General features: G+C 53.8%; 22 protein-coding genes and 1 tRNA gene. 2 read left to right on the top strand and 21 right to left on the bottom strand.

Going from position 1 to position 23,944, the window contains the following annotated elements; translation table 11 throughout:
- Window positions 1–10 precede the first annotated feature (10 nt).
- From MYS68_RS31285 to MYS68_RS31275, 3 genes are all read right to left on the bottom strand, one after another.
- Window positions 11–1,192 carry a phosphoglycerate kinase gene (locus tag MYS68_RS31285; RefSeq protein ID WP_248929540.1) on the bottom strand — a complete coding sequence of 394 codons (1,182 nt, stop codon included), beginning with the start codon at window positions 1,190–1,192 and terminating at the stop codon, window positions 11–13.
- A 114-nt stretch (window positions 1,193–1,306) separates the two neighbouring features.
- On the bottom strand, window positions 1,307–2,314 hold the full coding sequence (gap, locus tag MYS68_RS31280; RefSeq protein WP_248929539.1) for a type I glyceraldehyde-3-phosphate dehydrogenase: 1,008 nt from the start codon (window positions 2,312–2,314) through the stop codon (window positions 1,307–1,309).
- A gap of 50 nt (window positions 2,315–2,364) precedes the next feature.
- On the bottom strand, window positions 2,365–3,393 hold the full coding sequence (locus MYS68_RS31275) for a sugar-binding transcriptional regulator (protein ID WP_248929538.1): 1,029 nt from the start codon (window positions 3,391–3,393) through the stop codon (window positions 2,365–2,367).
- 267 nt (window positions 3,394–3,660) lie between these two features.
- Between MYS68_RS31275 and MYS68_RS31270 the strand changes: the two genes are divergently transcribed.
- A tRNA-Arg gene (locus tag MYS68_RS31270) sits at window positions 3,661–3,735 on the top strand.
- A 100-nt stretch (window positions 3,736–3,835) separates the two neighbouring features.
- Window positions 3,836–4,444: an ATP-dependent Clp endopeptidase proteolytic subunit ClpP gene (clpP, locus tag MYS68_RS31265; protein WP_338043681.1), complete on the top strand. Its 609-nt coding sequence runs from the start codon at window positions 3,836–3,838 to the stop codon at window positions 4,442–4,444.
- Window positions 4,445–4,564: 120 nt separating this feature from the next.
- Here clpP and MYS68_RS31260 read toward each other — a convergent pair whose 3' ends face one another.
- The 18 genes from MYS68_RS31260 to MYS68_RS31175 all read right to left on the bottom strand — a co-directional run bounded on the left by MYS68_RS31260 (window position 4,565) and on the right by MYS68_RS31175 (window position 23,778).
- The gene (locus MYS68_RS31260; RefSeq protein WP_275983573.1) at window positions 4,565–6,064 is read right to left on the bottom strand and encodes a flotillin family protein; all 1,500 of its coding nucleotides are present in this window, start codon (window positions 6,062–6,064) and stop codon (window positions 4,565–4,567) included.
- Between the two features lie 13 nt (window positions 6,065–6,077).
- On the bottom strand, window positions 6,078–6,614 hold the full coding sequence (locus tag MYS68_RS31255; RefSeq protein ID WP_248929536.1) for an NfeD family membrane protein: 537 nt from the start codon (window positions 6,612–6,614) through the stop codon (window positions 6,078–6,080).
- Window positions 6,615–6,739: 125 nt separating this feature from the next.
- Entirely contained in the window at window positions 6,740–7,537 is a 798-nt protein-coding gene (locus MYS68_RS31250; protein WP_248929535.1) for a phytanoyl-CoA dioxygenase family protein, read from the bottom strand.
- Window positions 7,534–7,821: a hypothetical protein gene (locus MYS68_RS31245; protein WP_248929534.1), complete on the bottom strand. Its 288-nt coding sequence runs from the start codon at window positions 7,819–7,821 to the stop codon at window positions 7,534–7,536. Before MYS68_RS31245 ends, MYS68_RS31250 begins: the two co-directional genes overlap by 4 nt.
- A gap of 127 nt (window positions 7,822–7,948) precedes the next feature.
- Window positions 7,949–10,114: an MMPL family transporter gene (locus tag MYS68_RS31240; RefSeq protein WP_248929533.1), complete on the bottom strand. Its 2,166-nt coding sequence runs from the start codon at window positions 10,112–10,114 to the stop codon at window positions 7,949–7,951.
- A gap of 196 nt (window positions 10,115–10,310) precedes the next feature.
- Window positions 10,311–10,997: a hypothetical protein gene (locus MYS68_RS31235; protein ID WP_248929532.1), complete on the bottom strand. Its 687-nt coding sequence runs from the start codon at window positions 10,995–10,997 to the stop codon at window positions 10,311–10,313.
- Window positions 10,990–11,802, bottom strand: a complete 813-nt coding sequence (locus MYS68_RS31230; RefSeq protein ID WP_248929531.1) for an ATP-binding cassette domain-containing protein — start codon at window positions 11,800–11,802, stop codon at window positions 10,990–10,992. Before MYS68_RS31230 ends, MYS68_RS31235 begins: the two co-directional genes overlap by 8 nt.
- 72 nt (window positions 11,803–11,874) lie before the next feature.
- Complete coding sequence (locus MYS68_RS31225) at window positions 11,875–12,243, bottom strand: GntR family transcriptional regulator (RefSeq protein ID WP_248929530.1); 369 nt, start codon at window positions 12,241–12,243, stop codon at window positions 11,875–11,877.
- Between the two features lie 180 nt (window positions 12,244–12,423).
- Window positions 12,424–14,184 (bottom strand): stalk domain-containing protein, encoded by a 1,761-nt coding sequence (locus MYS68_RS31220; RefSeq protein ID WP_248929529.1) that lies wholly within the window; start codon window positions 14,182–14,184, stop codon window positions 12,424–12,426.
- Between the two features lie 333 nt (window positions 14,185–14,517).
- Complete coding sequence (locus MYS68_RS31215) at window positions 14,518–14,787, bottom strand: HPr family phosphocarrier protein (RefSeq protein WP_248929528.1); 270 nt, start codon at window positions 14,785–14,787, stop codon at window positions 14,518–14,520.
- Window positions 14,788–14,942: 155 nt separating this feature from the next.
- Entirely contained in the window at window positions 14,943–15,872 is a 930-nt protein-coding gene (whiA, locus tag MYS68_RS31210) for a DNA-binding protein WhiA (protein ID WP_248929527.1), read from the bottom strand.
- Window positions 15,873–15,880: 8 nt separating this feature from the next.
- A complete protein-coding gene (locus tag MYS68_RS31205; RefSeq protein WP_248929526.1) occupies window positions 15,881–16,867 on the bottom strand; it encodes a gluconeogenesis factor YvcK family protein in 987 nt (328 codons plus the stop codon).
- Window positions 16,864–17,763: an RNase adapter RapZ gene (rapZ, locus tag MYS68_RS31200; RefSeq protein WP_248929525.1), complete on the bottom strand. Its 900-nt coding sequence runs from the start codon at window positions 17,761–17,763 to the stop codon at window positions 16,864–16,866. The genes MYS68_RS31205 and rapZ overlap by 4 nt, the downstream gene beginning before the upstream one ends.
- Before the next feature lie 475 nt (window positions 17,764–18,238).
- Window positions 18,239–19,189, bottom strand: a complete 951-nt coding sequence (locus MYS68_RS31195) for an ROK family glucokinase (protein WP_248929524.1) — start codon at window positions 19,187–19,189, stop codon at window positions 18,239–18,241.
- 122 nt (window positions 19,190–19,311) lie between these two features.
- Window positions 19,312–20,061 (bottom strand): ABC transporter permease, encoded by a 750-nt coding sequence (locus MYS68_RS31190; RefSeq protein WP_248929523.1) that lies wholly within the window; start codon window positions 20,059–20,061, stop codon window positions 19,312–19,314.
- Window positions 20,062–20,101: 40 nt separating this feature from the next.
- Window positions 20,102–20,821: an ABC transporter ATP-binding protein gene (locus tag MYS68_RS31185; protein WP_420852243.1), complete on the bottom strand. Its 720-nt coding sequence runs from the start codon at window positions 20,819–20,821 to the stop codon at window positions 20,102–20,104.
- Window positions 20,822–20,923: 102 nt separating this feature from the next.
- Window positions 20,924–21,871, bottom strand: a complete 948-nt coding sequence (gene trxB, locus MYS68_RS31180; protein ID WP_248929521.1) for a thioredoxin-disulfide reductase — start codon at window positions 21,869–21,871, stop codon at window positions 20,924–20,926.
- A 149-nt stretch (window positions 21,872–22,020) separates the two neighbouring features.
- Window positions 22,021–23,778, bottom strand: coding sequence for a tetratricopeptide repeat protein (locus MYS68_RS31175; RefSeq protein WP_248929520.1), 1,758 nt, complete (start codon window positions 23,776–23,778; stop codon window positions 22,021–22,023).
- Window positions 23,779–23,944: the final 166 nt, after the last annotated feature.

The raw sequence follows: 23,944 nt of genomic DNA, 5'->3' as shown, positions 1-23,944 counted from the left end.
CACCATAAAATTACTTATCGTTCAAAGCAACGACGCCCGGAAGCGCCTTGCCTTCCATAAATTCCAGCGATGCGCCGCCGCCTGTCGAGATGTGATCCATTTTATCGGCAAGATGGAACTTCTCCACTGCTGCCGCGGAATCTCCGCCGCCGATAACGGTGTAGCCGTTTGTAGCCGCACAAGCTTCGGCAACGGCCTTCGTGCCGTGCATGTAAGGCTCAAGCTCGAACACGCCCATAGGCCCGTTCCATACGACCAGCTTCGATTTGGCGATCGTGTCGGCATAAATTTCGCGAGTCTTCGGTCCAATGTCGAACGCTTCCCAGTCAGCCGGGATTTGATCGACCGGAACGACCTTCGTGTTCGCCGATGCGCTGAACGCGTCGCCGACGACAACGTCTACCGGTAGCAGGAAGTTAACGCCTTTTTCCTTCGCCTTGCGCTCGAATTCTTGGACAAGCTCCAGACGGTCGTTGTCGACAAGCGATTTGCCGATCTCAAAGCCTCTTGCCTTGAAGAACGTGTAGGACAAGCCGCCGCCGATGATGATGTTGTCCGCGATATTGATCAGGTTCTCGATCACCGCGATTTTATCTTTTACCTTCGCTCCGCCTACGATAGCCGTGAAAGGACGCTCCGGATTGTTCAGCGCTTTGCCGAGCACATCCAGCTCCTTCTCCATCAGCAGACCGGATACGGCCGGCAAATAATGCGCGATGCCTTCCGTCGAAGCGTGCGCGCGGTGAGCGGCGCCGAACGCGTCGTTCACATACAAATCAGCCAGCTCCGCGAAAGCTTTCGCAAGCTCCGGATCGTTTTTCTCTTCGCCCGGGTAGAAACGGACGTTTTCGAGCAGCAGCACGTCGCCGTCTTTCATTTGCGCGATCTGCGCTTTTACGGCGTCGCCGATCGCTTCGTCAGCTTTGGCTATCGGTTTGCCGAGCAGCTCGGACAAGCGGGCTGCCGCCGGCGTAAGGCGCAGCTCATCCACGAATTCGCCCTTCGGTCGGCCAAGGTGGCTCGCCAGGATCACTTTCGCGCCTCTTTCGGCCAAATATTTGATCGTCGGAACCGTCTCCCGAATCCGGGTATCGTCGGTGATTTTACCGTTTTCGAGCGGCACGTTGAAATCGACGCGGACAAACACGCGTTTGCCGGCTACTTCTACGTCGCGAACGCTTTTTTTGTTCATGAAAGTCGCCTCCTGTTTTTTTATATGTAATCCCCCACAGACAAACTCGTATACCCTGTCACAGGGCAAAGAGGAGAATTGCTTCTCCCCTTTACCATGGATGTTATGCGTTTATTACAGGCCTTTTTTCGCGATGAAGGAAGCCAGATCAACCACGCGGTTGGAGTAGCCCCACTCGTTGTCATACCAGGAAACGACCTTCACCATGTTGTCGCCGACCACCATCGTGGACAATGAGTCGATGGTCGAGGAAGCAGGATCGCCGTTGTAGTCGCTGGATACGAGCGGCTCGTCGGAGTAGTTCAAGATGCCTTTCAACGGGCCTTCGGAAGCTTCTTTCAAAGCTGCGTTGACTTCGTCTACCGTTACGTTCACTTTCAGCTCGACCACGAGGTCGGTTACGGAAACGTTCGGAGTCGGTACGCGGAAGGAACCCCCGTTCAGAAGACCTTTCAGTTCAGGCAGAACCAATGCAACAGCTTTAGCTGCGCCTGTAGTGGAAGGAATGATGTTTTCCGCAGCAGCGCGTGCACGGCGCAGGTCTTTATGCGGCAGGTCAAGCACTTGCTGGTCGTTCGTATAGGAGTGGATCGTCGACATCATGCCCTTCGCGATACCGAATTTCTCGTGCAATACTTTGGCGAAAGGAGCCAAGCAGTTGGTCGTACAGGAAGCGTTGGAGATGATCGTATGCTTCGCCGGATCGTATTTGTCTTCGTTAACGCCCATAACGATCGTGATGTCTTCGTTTGTAGCCGGAGCGGAGATGATAACTTTCTTCGCGCCGCCTTTGAGGTGAAGCTCGGCTTTTTCTTTTGCGGTGAAAATACCTGTGGATTCTACGACGATTTCAACGCCGTATTGAGCCCAGGGAATCGCTCCAGGATCGCGCTCGGCGAATACTTTGATGTTCTTGCCGTTTACGACGAGTGCGCCTTCGGTAGCTTCTACAGTTGCCTTAAGACGGCCGTGAGTCGTGTCGTACTTGAGCAAGTGAGCCAGCGTGTTAACGTCCGTCAGGTCGTTAACTGCCACGATTTCAACTTCCGGGTTGTTCAGCGCTGCGCGGAACACGTTGCGGCCGATACGGCCAAAACCGTTAATACCAACTTTTACTGCCATGATGGTTTCCTCCTAATAATTAATTTATACTCAAGACGGGGGTTAACCCGTCAAGATGAACCGTATTTCACGATTTCCTGCGCCGCCGCCTCATCGGTGATCAGCACATCCTCGTGTCCGAACTTCAGCACGCAGGCGATTGCTTCGCCTTTGCTGCGCCCTCCGGCAATGCCGATAACGAGGTCCATTTCGACAATATCTTCAATTCGCAGGCCTACGGTGGGCATCTTATGAATAATGCGTCCTTGCCGGTCAAAATAATACCCGAACGCTTCACCCAGCGCGCCCTCCTGCTGCAAGCTCGCTTTGGTGGAGGAGTCGACATTCCGCCGCCTTGCCATCACCATAGCTTCCCCGATCCCGTGAACGACGATACGGGCTTTGCGGGTAAATTCAAGAATTTCCTGGATGTTGCGGTCCTGAATCAGCGATTGGTATGCCTCTTCGCCCAGATGGTCGGGAACGTGCAGCAGCCGGTACTGGCCCCCTGTCTTCTTGGCCATCGTGGAGGCGATCGTGTTCGCCTGCAGCTCCACACTTTCGCCGAGTCCGCCCCGTGCAGGCACGAACCAGCAGCCCTTCATCGACGTGGACGATGCCATATGTTCGGCAACCTGGGCAAGTGTCGAACCGCCGGTTACGGCGACGATCTCGTCCTTGGTGACGTATTTGCGCAAAATCGACGCGCCTACGCGGCCAAGCTCCTTCTTCGTGTGCATGGACAAATCCGAATCCCCAGGCACGACGACGACCTGCTTCAGCCCGAACAAGTCGCGGATGCGCTCCTCAAGTTCGCTGAGGCCGAACAAATCCTTCACGAGCGGTTCGATCTTCTCCAGCAGCTGCCGACCGGATTCGCTGATGCGCATGCCCGACGTTTCGATTTCAATCAGGCCGTGATCCTTCAAAAAATCGACCTCGCTGCGCAACACGCGCTCGGTAATGTCCAAAGCGCCAGCCAGCGTCCGCCTGCCGATCAAACCGGATATCATGATGTGATGCAAAATGGTGTGCCGCTTCTTCATCACTTCGGTCAAATCGGGCACAAGCTGCTTTTGAATATCGAGGATTTCTCTCATGACACACTCCGCAGGAATAAATCGGGCGAAATCGATTGGGACTCATTTCGTCCCGGTACATCATTTTCAGTCCCACTTAGGGTAAAAAATAAGCGCTAGTTAACTTAGCATTTTTATTATAGCGACTCTTTGAATAAAATGTCAACAAAAGTTCAATTTTTCACAATATTCGGGCGCCCTCATAAAGGATGAAAGTTCCTTTCGTCGGGTGCTTGCATTTTCGAACGGATTATCCTATAATTACTTTTGCTGTCACTCAAAAAATATGCGCCCGTGGTCCAATGGATATGACGTAGGCCTCCGGAGCCTGAGATTAAGGTTCGATTCCTTACGGGCGCGCCACTTATTTAACAACGAATCAGCTTCTGCTGATTTTTTTAATAAATTGACTTTGACCTTTCTTGACCTTTCTATCAAATTTGGTTATGATAGGTTTATTCCGATAGACAAATCAAAGGAGGACGCCGCTATGAATTTCGTTCCTATGGTAGTTGAACAGGATGGAAGAGGAGAACGCGCTTACGATATTTACTCCCGCCTGCTGAAGGACCGCATCATTTTCCTGGGCAGCCCGGTTAACGATGTTGTCGCCAATAGCATTATTGCGCAAATGCTGTTCCTCGCGGCGCAAGACCCGGAGAAAGACATTCATCTGTACATCAACAGCCCGGGCGGTTCGATTACGGCCGGCATGGCGATTTACGATACGATGCAATTTATCAAGCCGGACGTGTCCACGATCTGCGTCGGCATGGCCGCTTCGATGGGCGCTTTCCTGCTGAATGCAGGCGCCAAGGGCAAGCGTTTCGCGCTGCCGAACAGCGAAGTGATGATTCACCAGCCGCTCGGCGGAGCCGAAGGTCAAGCGAGCGACATCGAGATCCGTGCGAAGCGCATTCTGAAAATGCGCGACAATTTGAATCGCATTTTGGCGGAGCGTACCGGTCAACCGATCGAGCGCATCGAGAAGGATACCGACCGCGACAACTTCATGTCCGCAGAAGAAGCGATGGCATACGGCTTGATCGATAAGGTTATCGAAAAAGTTTAAGTTCTGTGCGGTAAAAAAAGCCCGGGTGAACCATTAACGAAATGGGTTCACCCGGGCTTTTTGCGCTGGCGCATCGCAGAGCGGCTTGCCTCTACCGGCTGCCCTGCCGCTGCGCTCTGCTTATTTGCTCGTCTCGGCCTCTCCCGTGCCCGCCAAGGCAGGCGCCGGCGCGTCCGGCAGCTTTGCCAGCCGCTTCATCAGCTTCTCGACGTCGATGCCGCTGACGCTTTTCAGCATTTCCGGGGCGGTCGCCATCAGCGACGTCACGTAATTGCTGACGCGCGCCGCCCCTTCGCCGTGACCGGTATCGACGACGGTCAGCTTGTCGATCGATTTGATCGGCTCCGCGACGCGTCCGGCCAGCTCAGGCAGCATCTTCACGATGATGTCGAGCACCGCCGCCTCGCCGAACTTCTCGAATGCCTCGGCGAGCTTCTGCTTCGCCTCCGCTTCGGCCAAACCTCGCAGCCGGATGACCTCGGCTTCCGCGGTCCCTTTGGCTCGCTCGGCCTCGGCGATCGCGAGCCCCTCGAGCCGCTTCTGCTCGGCGTTCGCTTTCGCCTCCGCCTCGATGCGGTATTGGTGCGCATCCGCTTCGCGCAGCCGTCTCATCTTCTCCGCCTCAGCCGCTTGCTCGACCGCATAGCGGTCCGCGTCGGCCTTCTTTTTCACCTCGGCATCGTATTGCTTCTCGCGGCGCAAAATTTCCTTCGCCTCGAGATCGATTTCGCGCTCTTTGCGCACGAGTTCCACCTTCATCTGCTCTTCGACGACGCTTTGCTTCGAACGCGCTTCCTGAATGTGGTACGCCTGGTCTGCTTCGGCTTTCGCCATATCCTGATCTTTCTTGAAGGAGGCGATCTTCAGCTCCTTCTCCTTCGTCGCCTCGGCGATGTTCGTATCGCGCAGCAGCTCGGCCTTCTGGCCTTCCTCCTCGGCCCGCGCCTTCTGGATCCGCGCGTCCCGCACCGCCTCGGCCTGCGCGATTTCCGCATCGCGCTTGACCGCGGCGATTCGCGGCTTGCCGAGCGAATCGAGGTAGCCGTTTTTGTCGCGCAAATCCTTGATGGTGAACGAGACGATCTGCAGCCCCATTTTTTTCAAATCCTTGGCGGCTACGCCCTGCACCTCTTGCGCGAACTTGTCGCGGTTGCGGTACACTTCCTCCACGGTCATCGTGCCGAGTATCGCGCGCAGATGCCCCTCGAGCACCTCCTGCGCTTCGCCCTTCAGCGCCTCGGTAGGCTTGCCCATGAACTGCTCGGCCGCCGTAGCGACGTCTTCGACGGAGCCGCCGATTTTGATGATCGCCACGCCGTCGGCCATGACGGGAACGCCTTGCTCGGTGTACACCTCGGGCGTCGACACGTCGAGTTTATGCGAAAGCAGCGACAAAAATTGCGATTGCTGAAATATCGGAATAATGAAAGCGCCGCCGCCGCGGACGATTTTGATTTTGCGGCCCGACTCGTCGGTGAGCACATTTTTCGAGCCCAGGAAAGAACCCGTGACAATCATCGCTTCGTCGGGGCTTACGGTTTTATACCTGGCCCAAAACGCGAGTCCCAGTACAATGATCACTCCGACGACAAGGCTTGGCACTACCAAAAAATCCGGCATCGATCCATCTCCTTTAAGGTTCTTTTATATCCAAACGGGAAACATACAGCGTATGGTCCTTCACCTCGACGGTGACGACCTTGGCCCCCGCTTCGATCTCCACCCCGTCAAAGCTGGCGGCGATCTGGTTGCTTAAGCCTCCGCCCACTCTGACCACAACTTCTCCGTAGCCATGTGCCGGAATCGGCACCGTCACCTCGGCGATGCCTCCGACCAGCTCCTTCATGGAAAACCCGATCGAATTTTCCGAGTTCTCCATCGGCCTCACATACAGCATGTAGGTTAGAGCCGACACAACAACGGCACACAATATCGAGATCACGAGCACCGCGCCGGTGTGAAGCCCCGTGTATTTCTCGAGCAAAATCCCCGCGCCCCCGAATACGGCCACCGCCCCGAACAGCACCATCGGCTGCAGCTTCTGCAGATGCTCCCCGGATAAGAAATCCAGAGCGCCTCCCAGCAGGTTGCTGAGTATGTCGCCGAATATGACCGTCACCACAGCGATGAGCACGCCAACCATCAGACAGCCCCAATACAGATCGAGCATCGTGATCCCCCGCTTTCTCATTATTGTATACGGCATTTTTCTGGTAAAAGTTGCACATCGCTCCAAAAAAAGAACAAGCCGGCATTCGGCGAAACGCCGATACCAGCTTGTTTTTGCGATTATACTTATAATCCCATCCGGGTCAAAGCGCCTTCAAACGACACATCCACCCGGTTATCCCCGGTCAAATACCGCCAAAACTTGGCGATGTTCACCTGGTTGACGCGTCCTTCGTCTCCGCACCACGTGTGGTGGCCCGCTTTGCGGATATAGTCGGCAACTTCCGGACTGTCGTAGCCTTCCGTGTTGAACAGAGCGCGCTGCTCCTGTCCCGGTCTCATCCGCAGCTTGAACACGTACCGCGTCGTATCGGTAAAGTTCGGCTGCGCGCAGTGCCAAATCGCATGGTGCAAAAAAGCGATCGTGCCCGCCTTGGAAACGAGACGGCGCTGCCCGACGATGTTTTTGTAACGGCCGATGCTGCCGTTGCTGACTTTGCGCAGATGCGAGCCGGGCAGCACGAGCGTCGGTCCCATTTCGTCGGGCGCATCGTGCGAGAAGTAAAACGCCTGGATGTCGTAGCCGAACGGCCGTGTGTCGATGATCGAGTCGGCATGGTACACCTGTCCCTTGTGATGCTGCGCTTTGACGACATGCAGGAACGAATGATCGTATACCGGATTGGTGCCTACGAAGCTTTGCATAGCCCCTTTTACCTGCGGCAGGTTGAAAATGTCCCGGATGACCTCGGATTCGTTCCAATACCGGCCGCCGTGACCGGCATATTCGCGCATTTCCTTGGCGGCCCGCTCATTGTACTCCTCGGGAACCACTTCGCTCAGCACTAAATATCCGTTAACCGCAAAATCGGCCATCTGCTTTGCCGTAAGCAGATGCTGTTTTTCCACCGAACCGCCGCTCATCGAATCTCCACCTTTCTTTCGAGCACATATTCGTAAGGCAGATGCCCTTGTTCGAACTCATGACCGCTTATGAATATCGGCATCGTCGGCAATTGAATGACGTTCCACCCGTCTCTCATCGCATCAAGCACCGATTCGTACGGAGGCTCGTTCGAATCCCCCGTCTGCATTTGCAGTTCATCCTTGGATTTGCTTCCGTCGTACAGTGCCCATGCCACCGTTTTCGACTCGAGATCCGGCAAAGCCAAATGCAGGATCATAATTTGCTGGCGCGTTACGCTCATCCGCATTTCATCCTCTCTTAGATCTTCAACTGGCCGGCCGGCCGTTTAAGATCATTTTACGCAGCGGACGAGCCGTTATGGATGCCAAATGATAACCAAAGTTTGCACAAAAGTAAGGTGCTTACCGCTAACCCGCTTTTGTCTGCGCGGACATTCGCTTTCCGATTTGGCTTGAGGGCCACCAATTCGCATAACCCAGAAGCGTCATGACGGACGGAAGAATCAATATACGTACGATGACGGCGTCAAGCAGGACAGCAATCGCAAGACCGAAGCCCATTTCTTTCAGCTCCAAATACGGTACAAACATAAAGCTTAAAAATACCGATATCATTAAAACCGCCGCGCTGGTGACAACCGTGGCCGAGCCGGTAATGCCGCGAAACACGGCCTCCCGAGTAGTCAAGCCGCTGAGAGCCTCCTCCCTGATTCGGCTGACGACGAATACTTGATAGTCCATCGAAAGTCCAAACAAAATAACGAATAAAATGAGCGGAATTCTTGAACTGACGAACCCCCCGCCGGATAAGCCAAGCGACTCCAGCCAGTTGTATTGGAAAACGATGACCAGCGCTCCCAGTGTGGAAGCGGCGGAAAGCACATTAAGCGTAATCCCGATGAACCCGATAACTACGGAACGGAACGCAAAAAGCATGACGATAAAGCTCAGCAACAGCACAAAGCCGGCGACTAACGGAAGATTTCGAATCAGATGATCGACGGTGTCCGCAGATCTAGCCGTCTCGCCGGATACGGCATACTCAGCTCCGGGTATTTGACCAATCGCTTTCGGCACAAGCTCGTTACGAAGCTTCTCCAACGATGCGGTTGCTTCCTTGGAGCTGGCATTGTATGGAATGGGCAGTTCCAACAAACTCACTCCGCCCCCTTCCGATGTTCTGATCTTGAGATGGCCGCTTTCGGCGAACAGAGGATCGTACCGAACCTGCTCAGCCAAGCCGTTTAATGCGGCAACGACCTTGTCGGAATAAGCCGGATTGCTTTGCACAGCGACCCAATGGGAGACTCCTTCCGCCGGAAAGGTCCTCGTCAGTTTATCGTACGTCGCCATGGCCGGTATCGACCGTGGGAACGTTTCTTTCCCTTCCACCTTGAGCTCAATATTGAATGCCGGCAGCGAAAGGATAACCATCGCGGATGTTGCTGCCAGGAAGGTAAGCAGCGGACGGCGCATTACAGGCTTCAAGACTATAGGCAGCAGCGGAACCGATGCCGACGACCGGGTTTTCCCCCGGAACTTGATACCGCTGCGACCAGCCACCCTTCGGCCAAGTTTCACCAGAAGTGCGGGGAGAACCGTAAGTGAACTGATCATCGCAACCATCACAACCAGGATGGAACCGGTCGCAATCGAGGAGAAAATAACATCGTCCGCAACATACAAACCTACCAAAGATACGAGCACCGCGAAACCGGAAACCAGAATCGCTTTGCCCGAGGTCGCCGCAGCGATCTCTACCGCAGCAGCGTGACTGATTCGGCCGCCTGCGCGCTCATGCTCTTCACGCACCCTTTTGACAAAAAATAACGAATAATCCACCCCTACGGCCAAACCTATCATCAGTACCATGTTGGTGACGGCGCCCCCGGCATCCGGAAATACATAAGAAGCCGCTCCATACAGCCCCATCGATGCGACAATTGAAGTGAGAGCCAGTACTAACGGCACTCCTGCCACAAGGAGCGAACCGAATACAACGAACAAAATGATTAGCGTTATTGGCAACGTAATCATTTCCGCGCGCTTAAGGCCTCCACCCAGTGCCTTTTCGTTTCCCTGCGATATGGATCCATCGCCGGTTTGGTCGATGTACAGATCAGGGTAAGCTGCCTGAACTGCTTCGGTTTGATCCTGCAGCGCATGGACGTGATCCTTGGCCCTGTACTCCTTTTTCAACGTGACAGCCACCATAATCGCATTCTCATCGGCAGACCGAATAGGTGTTTCCACTTTCTCCACGACAGGCAGATCTTTCATTCGACGGGAAATTTCCTCCGCGGCAGCCGATGCCGATGGCGCGTTAGGTGCACCATCCCGAGAGGTTATGAGGATCTTTTCAACGGAGGGCGGCATAAGATCACCAGATGTCAGAATCGATTCCGCACGTCCCGCTTCACCCACCCAGAAATCCTTCGGCTCGGTCATGTTCGTCCCGGTCATTTTGCCTGCCGCTACACACAGCGCTATGAAAAGAATCCAACCGAATATGGCGAGCCATGGGTGATGGGCGCTCCATTTAGCGACTTTTACCGTTAAAGATCGTTTGCTCATTTCAAATATCCCCTTTCATTCATAACACGAAAAGGAGTGCGACACGGAAACCGATGACTGCCTTTGTATTATGGTATGTTGGTATTGTAATATTCCATAATACATAGTCGATTAAACTGTCAACACATTTTCCACCCCCGTTTTAGGCACAAAAAGAGACACCCCCTATGGGAGTGTCCGATTGGAGAAAATGAAGTTATAACGTCCTCCGTTTTGTAAACCACCAGCCGCCGGCCAGAAATAAACAGCTTGAAAAGAACGTAAGCCCGAATCCTTGCAGAAGCGAGTCGTTAAAGAGCAGCTTCAGAAAGGCGTCAGCCACCAGGGACCGAATCGACGGGAGCGATGAACCTATCGGAATAGCTGCAATGATGACTCCGCAGATGACCCAACCGGCTTTATGCCTGAGCCCGGAAAACAACAGATTGAATATCGAAATAAGCAGCATATAGGCTCCAAATTGATAAACGAGCATGCCTGCTGAACCGAATTGATCCCAATGAAAAACTTCAAGAAGATATATGATGTGGTTACCGTACATTCCGCTAAAGATCGTCTCCACCTTCATCCACACGATGTACAGCACAGCAACCGCCATCGAGGCTATCACATACGTCATGAGAATTCCGATATAATATTCTTTGCGGGTGGCGCCCAGATGAATAATCCGCTTGAAGAAGCTGAGCGGAAGGACTATCGCTATGAGAACAGGAAGAACCACAAGCGTACTGCCGAAGGATATGTGGGAATTTTCGCCGTAGCCAAGTGTCAGGTTAAGGACCACGTCCGTTAGAACGGATACCGCGGTATAGCCCAAAAGACTCAAGACATACATTCGAAGCTGCAGAAATGCCGCTTTGACCAGGATCCATATCCTATTCAACGTACCCGCCTCCTTCGATGAGCAAAGAGAAAAACTTCTGAAGCGGCAGCCCGTCAATCGAGACTCCCAGCCTCTTCGCCTCGGCTCTGTCTTTTTCATCCATCGTTTCGTACACCGCTGCAAGCGTACTATGACCGTAGGAATCTTGATAAATCACGCGCTTTCCGCTCGTGAACATCCGAATGGCGTCGCTGCTGCCTTTGATCAAATGGGAATGGGTGCGTATATTGTCTACGTCGTCATGCAGCAAAATACTCCCTTTCTCGATGATATAAATCCGCTCGACCACCTTGGCGATTTCGTCGATCAAATGTGTGGACAGAAGAATCGTTCGCGGATTTTCCGCGTAATCCTCCATCAGCAATCGGTAAAACTTTTCCCGCATCAGCACATCGAGTCCAACAACCGGTTCATCAAAGACGGTAATCGGTTCGCGGCTCGCCAACCCGATGATGTTGCCGACGATCGATTCCATCCCTCTCGACAACTGCCGCATTTTCTTATTTGGATCGAGCTGGAAGGCATCGATCAACTTCTGCACAAAATGCCAGTCCCAACTCTTGTGGAAAGCAGCTGCAAGCTTCAAAATCTCTATGATTTTGGCTCCGCCGAAATAGGACCTGCCCTGCCTTACATAACACATGTCCTTGGGAGTTTCCCCTTTCCTCAGAGGCAATCCTCCGACTTCGATCTCCCCTTCATCCGGGAAAACGTTTCCAGCGATCATGTCGAGCAAAGTCGTCTTTCCCGATCCGTTTCGCCCGAACAATCCGTAGATGGTATTATTTTCTAACTCTATATTCAAACCGTGAACCGCTTTTATTTTACTGTAGTTCTTAGTCAAATTCGCACATTGCAGAATGGGCGGCATCTTCAATCAGCTCCTTCCGTCCTCGTTGATCATCTTTACGACATCCTCTTTCGTCAGCTGCAGTTTATTCGCCTCATCGAGCATTTTCATCACATAGTCGGTATAGAACCGTTTCCGTCTTTTGTTCATAATCCGCTCTTTCGCTTCCTTGGCGACAAACATGCCCAGCCCTCTCTTTTTATATAAAATTCCCTCCATCACCAGCAGATTGATCCCTTTCACGACCGTTGCCGGATTAATTTCGAACGTTTTGACAAATTGGCTGACGGACATGACTTGATCCTCTTCCTTGTACGTTTCGCTCAGGATATCGTCCTCAATCATTTCGGCCACTTGTTGAAAGATCGGCTGCCCTTCATCAAAATTAATTTTCACGCAACCACCCTCTAAAGCTTATTTGCGTCCAAAACACTGTCTTCTGGCATGTTAGTATTGCAATATACCATAGGACAATTGCGAAAAGTTGTCAACCACGACTCCTAAGCAAAAAAATCCGAACACCCTGCATAGGCAGAGCATTCGGATTTTATGGCCAGCGCGCATGCGCGTCGCTGCTTATTTATCTTCCAGCGGGTAGAAGATCAGATCGATCGGGAAGGCCGAACCGGCCGGCGGCGAGAATTCGATATCGAGCGAATCCTCTTTCCCGGTCGTTCTGGCAAGGATTTGCATGCCGTCAAAGGCGGTCAGTACGCCGGATTCCGGCACGAGGCGAATCTCCCCGTTTATTTTGAACGGCCCTTTGAAGATGCCGCCTTTGGCCAAAACCATAATTGCCATTTTGCGCGGCTTCGGCGAGTGGATCTTATAGACGACGCCGTAGTTCCCTTCGTTGGTGACCGACAGGTTCCGCATCGGGTCGAAGCCCGGCTGGAACGGATCGGATGTCTTGCCGTCGCCTATAACAAGCCGTGACGGCTGGGTAAACGAGCTGGCATCAATATCCCACTTCACCTCGGACACCGGGAACGTACCTCTGACATGACCGTTGAATTCAAGCTTCGGCAGCGTCTGCAGCGTCGTCTGCGATACCGCATCCGTGGCGACGAACGAGAACTGAACCTCCCCGTCGGTCTCGACATCGTAGAACAGGTTCACGCCCTGACCCGGGTAAAAGTCCGGAAACTGCTTGTAGATAAACGTTTGCTTCGGAGGTACCGTGAGCGAATCGTTCAGCGGGTCGTACATCAAAAAGTCGACCGTCGCTTCATTGCCGATCAGATTTGCATATACGGAAGGCCACACTTCGCCTTTGTTCGTCGTCTTGATCGTCACCGGCTTATCCTTGGTATTGGTGGCCAAAATCGCCAGCGTCAGCTTGTCCTTCGTCGCGTTGATGTGGTCGGCGTAAAGGCGCGCCTTTCCGTTCACCTTATCCTGGTACAGAATGCCCTTCCGCTCGATATCCTCCGGACTGTCGCTGACGAGCACCGGACGGCTGGCGTCGGTGGTTACTTTCTTCGGCAGCTCCGGCAAGTCCCAGAAATGCCCCCACAGCGTGCTCCAGTCGGTCTTGATGTAGCTGCCCGGAGGTTTCATATAGATCGGGTATTCGATCGCGCTGAGGAATACCTTGTCTTCGATCACGATATTGCGGGTGTACGTGTCGCTTTTATTGCCTTGAGCGTCCCATACCGTCAGCGTGACCGGATAAGTCCCCGCCTGGAAAAAGGCCTCCTGGTTCCCGGTCCACTCCGCCTTGGCAATGCCCTCCGCATCCGGGTCGTAGCTCAAATCGACATATTTGACCGGCTCTCCGATTTGGTAGCTCGGCTTCGCCGTCGTAAACTTCGCCACCGGCTTGGAATTGCCGGTTTTGGTATTCACGATGCCTACCGGGGGCTTCGTATAAAAAATGTCCACCCGTCTCAGCTCGTCATTGTATGTGTAGCGGGCTCCCATATAATCCGCGAGCCATGTCAGCTTGATCATTAGCCGTCCGTTGACAATGGCGGCTACGTCGTCGAACGGCGTCATCACGCCGTTGATCCATACCGACTTTTGATCCGCATTTAAAATGATGTTGTAGCCCGGCGTCACCATTTGAATATCCCGGGTTTTGTCGTTCCACTCGACCTTCATTCCGAAAGCGTCGCCCAAAAATTTGGCCGGAACGAACGTCTTGTCCTTGATGATGGTCGCCGGCGCATCGAGCGTCACCTGCTGGTTGTTCAAAAATGCATCCGCCTTGTCCAGATACAACAAAATGTATGTAGTGCCGGACGACATCGACGCCTGCGCAAACGGTGCTCCTAAAGTGAGCACAAGCAGGCAAAGGAGCATAATAACCGATAATTCCTTCTTAAGCTGTTTCATCTCTCTTCTCCCTCGTACCTATGGCGTGGTGAATCACGCTGTTTCTTTTATTGGGGTCACCGCACAGGAAAAGAGCCGAAAAAGGGACAGCAAAAACCCGTTTCCTCACGATGTCCTTTACAATAGACGCGTCGTTAAGAAAAAGGTTGCGCTATCCCAGATCAATTATGATATGGAAAAACTGGCAGTCAAAAACCCCTCAAAAGTCCACTAAATCGGCTTGTAAAATTCCCTGACGAAGAACAAATCCCCCGGTTATCCACAAAAAAGAAGCCTTGCATAATTTCCTAAGCAATTAAAAAGCTTCCGTCTCCGGAAGCTTCATTCGACCCGTTATTGGTTCTCCAATTCTTCCTTGCTGACCAGTGAGACTAAAGCGTTTACAGCCTGCTCGGCGTCCGAACCTTCCGCACTAATATAAACTTCCGTCCCCGTGCTGATTGCGAGGCTCATGATCCCCATGATGCTCTTCGCGTTTACTTTCTTCTCGTCCTTCTCAACGAAAATTTCCGAGGAAAATTTGTTGGCTTCCTGCACAAAAAGCGCCGCCGGTCTGGCATGGAGACCTGTTTTTAACTTCACGACAACTGGGCGTTTCGACATGCTATTAATACCCCCTACGTACTTGAGTTGCTACATTATATGCAAATGGTTTTGCCTCGAATAAAGCGATTTTTCACCTATTATATCATTTTTTAGAGCAATGCACTAGAAAAATTGGCACATTGTCACAAAAAATTACTGTAAACTTTGAGAAACTAGGAATTTCTAAGCTTTTCGGCCAATTCGTCGATTTTGCGGAGTCGATGATTGACCCCGGATTTGCTGACCCGTCCTTTGAGCAAATCGCCGACCTCCTTCAGGTTCATGTCCGGATGCTTCAGCCGGATTTCCGCGACTTCGCGCAGTTTCTCCGGCAAATTGTGAAGCCCCACTTCCTTGTCGAGCAGCTTGATGTTGTCGATCTGGCGAACGGCAGCCCCGATCGTCTTGTTCAGATTGGCCGTTTCGCAATTGACCAGGCGATTGACCGAGTTGCGCATATCCTTCATGATCCGCACATCCTCAAACCTAAGCAGCGCCTGATGGGCGCCGATCAGGTTCAAAAACTCGATGATCTTCTCGCCTTCCTTAATGTATAAAATAAAGCCTTTTTTGCGTTCGATGCAGCGGGCATTCAAATCGAATTTATTGGCCAGCTGGCAAAGCGCTTTGCTGTGCTCCTCGTAAATCGATGCGATCTCCAAATGGTACGAGGAGCCTTCCGGATTGTTGACCGAACCTCCGGCGAGAAAAGCGCCGCGCAAATACGAGCGCTTGCAGCAGCCGTTTTTGATGATGCGCTTGTCGATTCCCGGGGTGAATACAAACCCTTCGGACACGATATGCAGCTTCGATAAAATGTCCTGCACCTGATTCGGAACGCGCACGATGTACACGTTGTTTTTTTTCAGACGCATTTTTTTCCTTACGAGCAGTTCGGTATGCACCTGGAACGTTTTTTTGAGCAACGAGTAAATACGCCGCGCGATGGCCGCATTCTCCGTCGAGATGTCGAGCACCACGCGCTGATTCGTAAGCTGCACGGAACCGTTCATTCGGATGAGCGCCGCTAGCTCCGCTTCTTCACAGCAGGCATCCGCCTGGATTTGAGTGAGTTCTTTTTTCGTTTGGGCTGCGAAAGACACAGGCGAAATCACCCTTTCTTCAACATCCAGCTTTCCACCAGCTGATAAATATGGTGACTTAATCGGTTGGCATCATGCCGCAAATAAGTCCGGAATAACACGAGTTTGTCCGCGATGACCTTGTATCCTTTTTTCGTCACCTCGTCCAAATCGAGATGAACGACCGTAGCCCCTTTCTCCGCATACCGGTCCTGCACCTGCGGGGGAATTTCCCCGTTGTTGACGATCACGTAGTCGAACAAGTCTTCTCCAACGTGGAGTCTGACCGCATTCAGATGGTCGCTTACGCTGTAGCCGTCCGTTTCCCCGGGCTGGGTCATCACGTTGCAGATGAAAATTTTCACCGCTTGCGACTCCACAATCGTCCGGGCGATTTGCGGCACGAGCAAATTCGGAAGAATGCTGGTATAAAGGCTGCCCGGACCGACCAAAATCGCATCCGCCTCGATGAGCGCCTCCACCGCTTCCTGCAAAGGAGAAACGTCGGCGGGTTCGATAAAGACACGTTTGATCCGGCCTCCGGCGAGCGGAATTTTCGATTCTCCCTCGATGATGGAGCCGTCTTCCATCTCGGCCTTCAGCTCGATCGCGTGCGCGGCCGCAGGCAGCACCCGCCCGCGGACGGCAAGCACACGGCTGAGCTCGCGAACACCGGTGACAAAGTCTCCGGTAATCTCTCTCATTGCTGCCAACATTAGGTTACCCAAACTATGCCCCGCTAATCCGGTCCCTTCCTTGAATCGGTACTGCAGCGTCTGGGCCAGCAGCGGTTCCGCATCCGCCAGTGCGATGAGCACGTTGCGGATATCGCCCGGCGGAGGCATCTGCATCTCGGAACGCAAAATCCCCGAGCTACCGCCGTCGTCCGCTACGGTAACGATCGCCGTGATGTCGAGCGGGCGCTCCTTGAGGCCGCGAAGCATTACCGAGAGGCCGGTCCCCCCGCCGATGACGACAACCCGCGGCCGCCTGCCTAGCACATGCGGCGGCTTCATTTCCTCACCTCGACGCGATCGCGTTCGGCGTCCCGGTGGCTCACACGCACGGATTCCGTCTCGCTGTTGCCCATCACTTTGCCGAGGTATTCGGCGATCGCTACCGAGCGGTGCTTGCCTCCGGTACAGCCGATGCCGACGACGACCTGGCTTTTGCCTTCTTTTTTGTATTGAGGTACGAGGAAGTGGAGCATATCGAGCAGCTTGGCCAGGAACTCCTGCGTTTCATTCCACTTCATCACGTACTCGTACACATCCGGGTCCTGGCCGGTATTCGGGCGAAGCGCTTCGACGTAATGCGGATTGGGCAAAAAGCGGACATCGAAAATCAGGTCGGCATCGATCGGAATGCCGTACTTAAAGCCAAATGAGATGACGTTGATCGAAATGTTGTTCGACTCGAGGTTGGTGAAACGGTTCGTCAGCTTCTCCTTAAGCGCAGCCGGTTTCAGGTTGCTCGTATCGATGACCTGCGTCGCCAGCCCCTTCAGCTCTTCGAGCAGCTTCCGCTCCTGCTGAATGCCTTCCAGCGGCGCTCCTTGCGGTGCAAGCGGATGGCGGCGGCGGCTTTCCTTGTACCGCTGGACAAGCGTGTTATCCGTGGCGTCCAGGAACAGAATCTCGTAGGTAAGCGTGTAGTTGTCCTTCAAATACCGCAGCGATTCCGTGAGCGAATCGAAAAACTCTCTTCCCCTGAGGTCGATCACCAGCGCCACTTTGCCGATGCGTCCCTTGGACTGCTCGATCAGCTCGGCAAATTTCGGAATAAGCACCGGAGGCAGATTGTCGACGCAGAAGTACCCCAAATCTTCGAGACTTTGCACGGCAATCGTTTTGCCTGCTCCCGACATGCCCGTAATGATAACAAGCTTGCCTAACGTTTGGATGTCTTCCATAAAGATCCCCCCTGTTCTTCCCCTTGAGGGATTGGCTTCAAGGGGCGCCGCCCCTTGTACCCCATAATAATCTGTATCAGCTGCTTCCGCTAATTGACTAAATTCCTTCTAAACGTTCCTCCGGAGGTGCTTCCCCCTAGAGGGTAGATTTCCCTCGTTGTAACGGACACCACGGACCTTATTAGCACCAAAATCGCGGTGTTCCGAAATGTAACGGACCTGAGGGACGCTATTTCGCTGCAAATGGCTCCAATGGCGGTTAAGCGCCCTAAATAACGTCTCTCGTGTCCGTTAGATTACCAATAGAAAAAAAATGGCCGAATAACGGCCGCTGAGGTCCGTTACATGTGAGGCAAAATCGATCGCCTCAAAGTGGCGAAACGCGCGTCCGGGATTCCGCGCGCGTTGCAAACATTAGAGGCATTATTATACGTTTGGCCCAGCTGGCTCGGCCTAGGCAACCCGCTCGCTGCCGCTAACCGCGCAAATTCAAACCGGCGGCGCCCACGACGCCGGCATCGTTGCCGAGGATGGCCGGGACGATGTCCACGCCTTCCTTGGCCGCATCCTGAGTAAACTCCTCGTAATATTTGCGGATCGCATCGAACAAAATATCGCCGGCCTTGGACACGCCGCCGCCGATAATGTAACGCTGCGGATTGATGATAACGGAAAGCAGCGCCATCGACTTGCCGAGATACAGCGCAGCGCGGTCGATGATGCGAAGCGCCACCTCGTCGCCGGATTTGGCGGCATCGAAAACATCCTTGGCCATAATGTGCTGAACCAGAGCCAACGACGTATGCTCGCCCCGTTCGACCGCCTCCTTGGCCATGCGAATGATCCCGGTTGCCGATGAGACCGTTTCGAGGCACCCTTTTTTCCCGCAGCCGCATTCGATCGCTTCGATGTCGGGCACGATCATCATATGGCCGAGCTCGCCGCCCATGCCGCTGAATCCTTGCACGATCTGATGGTTGATGATGATGCCGCCGCCTACGCCGGTACCGAGCGTGTAGCAGACGACGATCGGCACGCCTTTGCCCGCGCCGCTCCACGCTTCGCCAAGCGCCGCGACGTTGGCGTCGTTGTCTATTTTGACGGTTTTACCGAGCTTTTCTTCCAAAATCTTCTTGACCGGCACGTTGCGCCAGCCGAGGTTAGGGGACAATTTGATGAAGCCTTCGGGGATGTCCATAAAACCGGCGATCCCTGCGCCGATGCCCGCCACCTGTTCCCATCGATATGGCGAATCCGCCACCAGCTTGCGCACGTACTGCGCTATGTTCTCGAGCACGACGTCGGATCCATGCTCCGTTCCGGTCGGCCCTTCGTAGGTTTGCAGCAGCTTGCCGTTTTCGTCGCAGATTCCGACCTTAATGGCGGTCCCGCCCAGATCGACTCCAACGTAAATGTTTTCACCCATAACCGCGTGTCACCTCATACAAATTACTTTTTTCTCAGGCGCTTTTCCGGAAAAAATCGTTCAAAGCTTCTTTTCCCACTATAAGCTTTACCCATGAGGCCGTCAAGAGCAGGCACATCCCTTTACGTATGGCGCAGCCGTTCATCCTTCGTAAACCACAGCCGGTAGCTCAGCATAGCCAGGAAAATGCCGGTGATCGCCGCCGAAGCGGACAGCACAAACATGATCAATATTTGGTATTTGACCGCTTCGACCGGGCTGGCCCCGGCTACAATCATCCCGGTCATCATGCCCGGAAGCTGGACGATGCCGACCGTCTTCATCGTGTCGATGGTCGGGATCATGCTGGAGCGGACCGCCCGCTTCAGCGAATCGTGAATCGCCTGCCGGGGAGCGGCGCCCAACGCGAGAAGCGCTTCGATCTCGCCCGAAACCGACTGTACCTCGCGGTTCATATGGTTGATGAAAAGTCCCGCCACCACCATCGAGCTGCCGATCGTCATGCCGCTCAGCGGGATGATGTACTGCGGCGTCCGCTCGACGATATGAAGCCCGAGCAGCAGCGCCATCGTCAGCGCCTCCGTCAGTGCGATCGTCAAAACGACCCTCAGGCGGATACCCGGCACCACCTTGGCCCGCGAACCTGCGTTCCAGGAGGCGACGGCAATCATAATCATTACGATAAATAGAATAAAGACAGGATGATCAGCATGAAACACAAACTGCAGCACGTAGCCGACGAGAAACAGCTGGATCGCCGAACGGATCGTGCCGACGGCGATATCCCGCTCCAGTCCGAGCTTTTGCCACAAGGAGATGCCCATCGTGATGATTACGAAAACAAGTGTGAACCCTAAAGCCAGTGAGGACAAAATTCCGCCTTCTTCCTTCGCTTCTATTATGCGAGAACAATCATTTTGCCGCTTGAAGATAATCTTCTGCCTGCTCCGTTGCCGGATGTTGAAAAAATTCATCCGTGGTCCGATCCTCCAGCAGCGTTCCTCCGGCCATGAACCAAACTCTGCGGCTCATCGCCTGCGCCTCCTCCAAATCGTGGGTGACCCAAATGAGCGTGCAGCCCTCGCTTCGATGCCATTCCTGCAAAAGCGCGCCGACGGCATGCTTGCTGTGGCTGTCGAGGGATGCGGTGATCTCGTCCAGCAGCAAAATCGGCGAGCGCAGCAGCATGGAACGGACGATCGCCACACGCTGCTTTTCGCCGCCGGACAGCTCGGCCGCCGGTTTATTCCAGTCGATCGCGGAGAGACCGACCCGGTCCATCAGACGCTCGGCAAGCTCCCGCTCGAAAGTTCTGCGATGAAGCCGGCTGACGGTCATCAGGTTATCTCTCACCGACCCCGGCAGCATGACCGGCTGCTGAGCTACATAACATACCTGAGCGCGCCATTGCCGCGGAGACCAGTCGCTGTACGATACGCCGTTCAAGCGCAGCTCTCCCCCGTCCACATTGTCCAGCAGTGCGAGCATACGGAGCAGCGTGCTTTTGCCCTGTCCGGAGACGCCGAGCAGCGCGATCGTTTCCGGCCGGTCGACGGATGCCGATACACCCGAGAACAATTGGCCGCGAGGCAGGTTTTTGCTTAACTGCTGAAACTCCAGCCGAACCGTCATCTGCATGTCACCGCCTCGTTTACGAGCCTAATCTTTACCCTGAAAAAAACAGGCTGTCATCGCATTTTGCGAAAACAACCTGCTTTCGAATCCTTCCATACGTTATACCGATTTGCTCCAATCGTGAACCTCTTGGCCTTCGAGGAATTTCTCGCAATCCAGCGCCGCCATGCAGCCGCTGCCTGCCGCCGTAATCGCTTGGCGGTACTTGTGGTCCTGGACGTCGCCGCAGGCGAAGACGCCGGGGATATTCGTCTCGGAAGTGCCGGGTTTCACGATCAGATAGCCGAGCTCGTCGGTTTCCAGTTGGCCGCCGAGAAATTTCGTATTCGGCGTATGGCCGATCGCGACGAAAATGCCGTCCGTTTCGATGATTTCTTCCGCACCCGTTTCGTTATTTTTCACTTTCAGGCCGGTTACGCCTTTTTCTCCGGCAATCACCTCAAGCGGAGTCTGATTCAGGCTCCAGGTGATTTTCGGGTTTTGGCGCGCGCGGTCCTGCATGATTTTCGAGGCGCGCAGCTCGGAGCGACGGTGAACGACGCGCACTTCGGTCGCAAATTTCGTCAGGAAATGCGCCTCTTCCATCGCGGAGTCGCCGCCGCCGACAACGATGATCTTCTTGCCGCGGAAAAAGAAACCGTCGCAGGTGGCGCAGGTGCTGACGCCGCGGCCGACGTTGTCCTTCTCGCCTGGGATACCGAGATATTTCGCGGATGCGCCGGTGGAAATGATCAGCGCTTCGGCTTCAAGCACTTCCCCGCCTTCGATATTCAGCTTGAACGGACGCTTCGACATATCGACGCTGTTCACCCAGCCAGTACGGAACTGAGCGCCGAATCGCTCCGCTTGCTTGCGCATGTTGTCCATCAGCTCGGGACCCATGATGCCTTGCGGGAAACCCGGGAAGTTTTCCACCTCGGTAGTGGTGGTCAACTGGCCGCCGGGTTCCGGTCCTTCTATAACGAGCGGGTTCATGTTGGCGCGGGCCAAATAAATCGCTGCGGTCAGTCCGGCTGGGCCGGTTCCGATAATAATCGCTTTGTGCATGGTTTACTCCTCCTTTGTGAAAGCGGGATATCCCGGATGCCGGTTCGGCACTCAGGCAATAAAGGCCGCTTTGCCAAAAAGACGCTGCTTCGAGCGTCTTTATTAGAATTATTCTTTTTTAATAGTATCTCTCATTTATGCGAATTTGTCTACTGGTTTGTTTCAGATTTTTCCAAACCCGGCAGCTTGGAAAAAATGGCGTCCATTTTTTCCTTCAATCCGCATGCTTCGTCGATCAATTTGACGTTTTTGCTGACCGTCGCAACGGACGTGCCGTAACGGCTCGCCACCTCTTGATAGGATACGGCACGGCGATGCATTTTAGCCGTCAAATATTCGAGTGCCGCGGACCAGCCTTCCACCTTCGTAATTTTCGGCGCACCGGGATAAACCCGTGACAAATATTCCACCCATAGCGTTTCCAAATCGTATTGTTGAACCATATCGTAGCGTTTATTCATATGGCGAATGGCCATTTCCATCACCTGCTGCCACTTCGCTTCCCAGACCGGCAAATTCGGCGAATACGGCGAAGCCGGAACGGTCAGACGGCGGCCTTCCAGGACGGCGGTCACCGGCTCGGAAAACCCGATGCTGCGCAGTACGAATATCGCCACCCGCTTCAAATAATCGTCTTCCTCCGGTTCGAGGATAAACTCGAGCAGCGCATCCTTCACTTCTCCGTCGGCGATCAAGCCGAACGCCTGAATGACCTGCAGCTTCGTATTCGTATCACCGTGCCGCAGCGCCCAGAAAAAGGAGGAGCGGACGAGAGGATCCCGCTTCAGCCCTTCCGGAATGCCGTCGGTATTTTTTTCAAGCACACGGAACTGTTCCTCGAACGGAAGATGGTAATGGTAGCTGATAACCGGTTTGGATTGTTCCGTCTCGCTTTTCTGCAGCTGACCGAGGAAAAACTTCGGAATTTCCGATTTCGGGTCCAGCTTTTCCGCTTGCTTCCAATACTTCTTCGCTTCATCATAACGCTTCAGATTAAAAGCGGCGACGGCGGTGTAATGGAACAGGCAAGGATCGTACCCGAGCTCGCCGGATTTTAAAAGCCGTCTGAACAGCCGATACGCCGCCCCGTGCTCGCCCAAAATGCCCATCGTCGTTGCCAGCTTGAACGTGTGGTCTTGATGATACGGGTATGTCTTGCGCAGCAGCTCGAGCAGCCGGGCCAGCTTGCCCTTGTCGCCGAAATGCTGGTAAAAAATCGCCAAATTGCACAGCGCATGCAGGTTGCCGCTGTCGATCTCGAGCACCTGCTTGATCATGTCGAGCGATTTTTCAAAATGCCCCATATAATAATAAGCCAGTGCCAGGTTGTTCCGCGCTGCCGTAAAATCGGGATGCTTCTTGACGAGCTTCTCCAATATCCGGACCGCTTCGGTAAACTTGCCTTCCTCCAGCAAGCCCCTCGCTTTATCGTGCTCGAACAAGCCCTCGCGGCTCTTGATGCAGGTCAGCCTCGTCGGCCGGTCCAGCTCGTAGCTGAGCAGCTCGAGCATTTCCTCGGATTCCTCCAGAAACTGGCCGTTCGGGTCGTTTTCCAAATAATGAACGATCGACTTCTCCGCCGATTCGTAATTTTCCATATTTGCATAATTGTTGGCCATGTAAAAATAACATTCGGTCATCGTCGGATCGATCACATCGAGAACATGCTGCAAAATCCGGTTGGATTCCTCGTAGTTGCCCATTTCCGAAAGCAGGCCGGCAAGGTTGCAATGATTGACCGGGTTTTCCGGCTCGTATTCCGCCGCGCGGCGAAAATACTTGAGTGCCTTATCATAGTGAAACCGGTCGAGCGACTGCACGGCCCGTTCGAAAAAAAACGTGGCATCCATGCCAAGTGAAATGACTTTCGGTTTTCCGGTCTTCGCCATTCGCTTTTTCTTTTCCATGGTAAGGCACCTCCGCTTCGTGTTGGGTTTGCAAGTGTGGCGAAAAGCGCTCCGTGTCGCGGATCATGCTTACGATCGCTCCTCTGCCCCACAAAGTGAAGAATAACCTTCGAAGCTTATTCCTGATACTTTGTGGGGACCCCTTGGCAATGAAGCTTACGCCTTC

Source organism: Paenibacillus hamazuiensis, from assembly GCF_023276405.1.
Taxonomy (GTDB): domain Bacteria; phylum Bacillota; class Bacilli; order Paenibacillales; family NBRC-103111; genus Paenibacillus_AF; species Paenibacillus_AF hamazuiensis.
The sequence above is the reverse complement of the archived record's forward strand: the minus strand, read 5'-3'. Positions and strand labels throughout refer to the sequence as shown.

Coding starts and splice junctions, on each gene's coding strand:
- MYS68_RS31260 (WP_275983573.1), bottom strand. CDS start 6,064: ATGCCGGATTTTTTGGTAGTGCCAAGCCTTGTCGTCGGAGTGATCATT.
- MYS68_RS31215 (WP_248929528.1), bottom strand. CDS start 14,787: ATGTCGAAACGCCCAGTTGTCGTGAAGTTAAAAACAGGTCTCCATGCC.
- gap (WP_248929539.1), bottom strand. CDS start 2,314: ATGGCAGTAAAAGTTGGTATTAACGGTTTTGGCCGTATCGGCCGCAAC.
- MYS68_RS31245 (WP_248929534.1), bottom strand. CDS start 7,821: ATGAGCGTAACGCGCCAGCAAATTATGATCCTGCATTTGGCTTTGCCG.
- MYS68_RS31175 (WP_248929520.1), bottom strand. CDS start 23,778: ATGGAAAAGAAAAAGCGAATGGCGAAGACCGGAAAACCGAAAGTCATT.
- MYS68_RS31250 (WP_248929535.1), bottom strand. CDS start 7,537: ATGAGCGGCGGTTCGGTGGAAAAACAGCATCTGCTTACGGCAAAGCAG.
- MYS68_RS31220 (WP_248929529.1), bottom strand. CDS start 14,184: ATGAAACAGCTTAAGAAGGAATTATCGGTTATTATGCTCCTTTGCCTG.
- trxB (WP_248929521.1), bottom strand. CDS start 21,871: ATGCACAAAGCGATTATTATCGGAACCGGCCCAGCCGGACTGACCGCA.
- MYS68_RS31275 (WP_248929538.1), bottom strand. CDS start 3,393: ATGAGAGAAATCCTCGATATTCAAAAGCAGCTTGTGCCCGATTTGACC.
- MYS68_RS31240 (WP_248929533.1), bottom strand. CDS start 10,114: ATGAGCAAACGATCTTTAACGGTAAAAGTCGCTAAATGGAGCGCCCAT.
- MYS68_RS31195 (WP_248929524.1), bottom strand. CDS start 19,189: ATGGGTGAAAACATTTACGTTGGAGTCGATCTGGGCGGGACCGCCATT.
- MYS68_RS31185 (WP_420852243.1), bottom strand. CDS start 20,821: ATGACGGTTCGGCTGGAGTTTCAGCAGTTAAGCAAAAACCTGCCTCGC.
- MYS68_RS31285 (WP_248929540.1), bottom strand. CDS start 1,192: ATGAACAAAAAAAGCGTTCGCGACGTAGAAGTAGCCGGCAAACGCGTG.
- MYS68_RS31205 (WP_248929526.1), bottom strand. CDS start 16,867: ATGAAGCCGCCGCATGTGCTAGGCAGGCGGCCGCGGGTTGTCGTCATC.
- rapZ (WP_248929525.1), bottom strand. CDS start 17,763: ATGGAAGACATCCAAACGTTAGGCAAGCTTGTTATCATTACGGGCATG.
- MYS68_RS31255 (WP_248929536.1), bottom strand. CDS start 6,614: ATGCTCGATCTGTATTGGGGCTGTCTGATGGTTGGCGTGCTCATCGCT.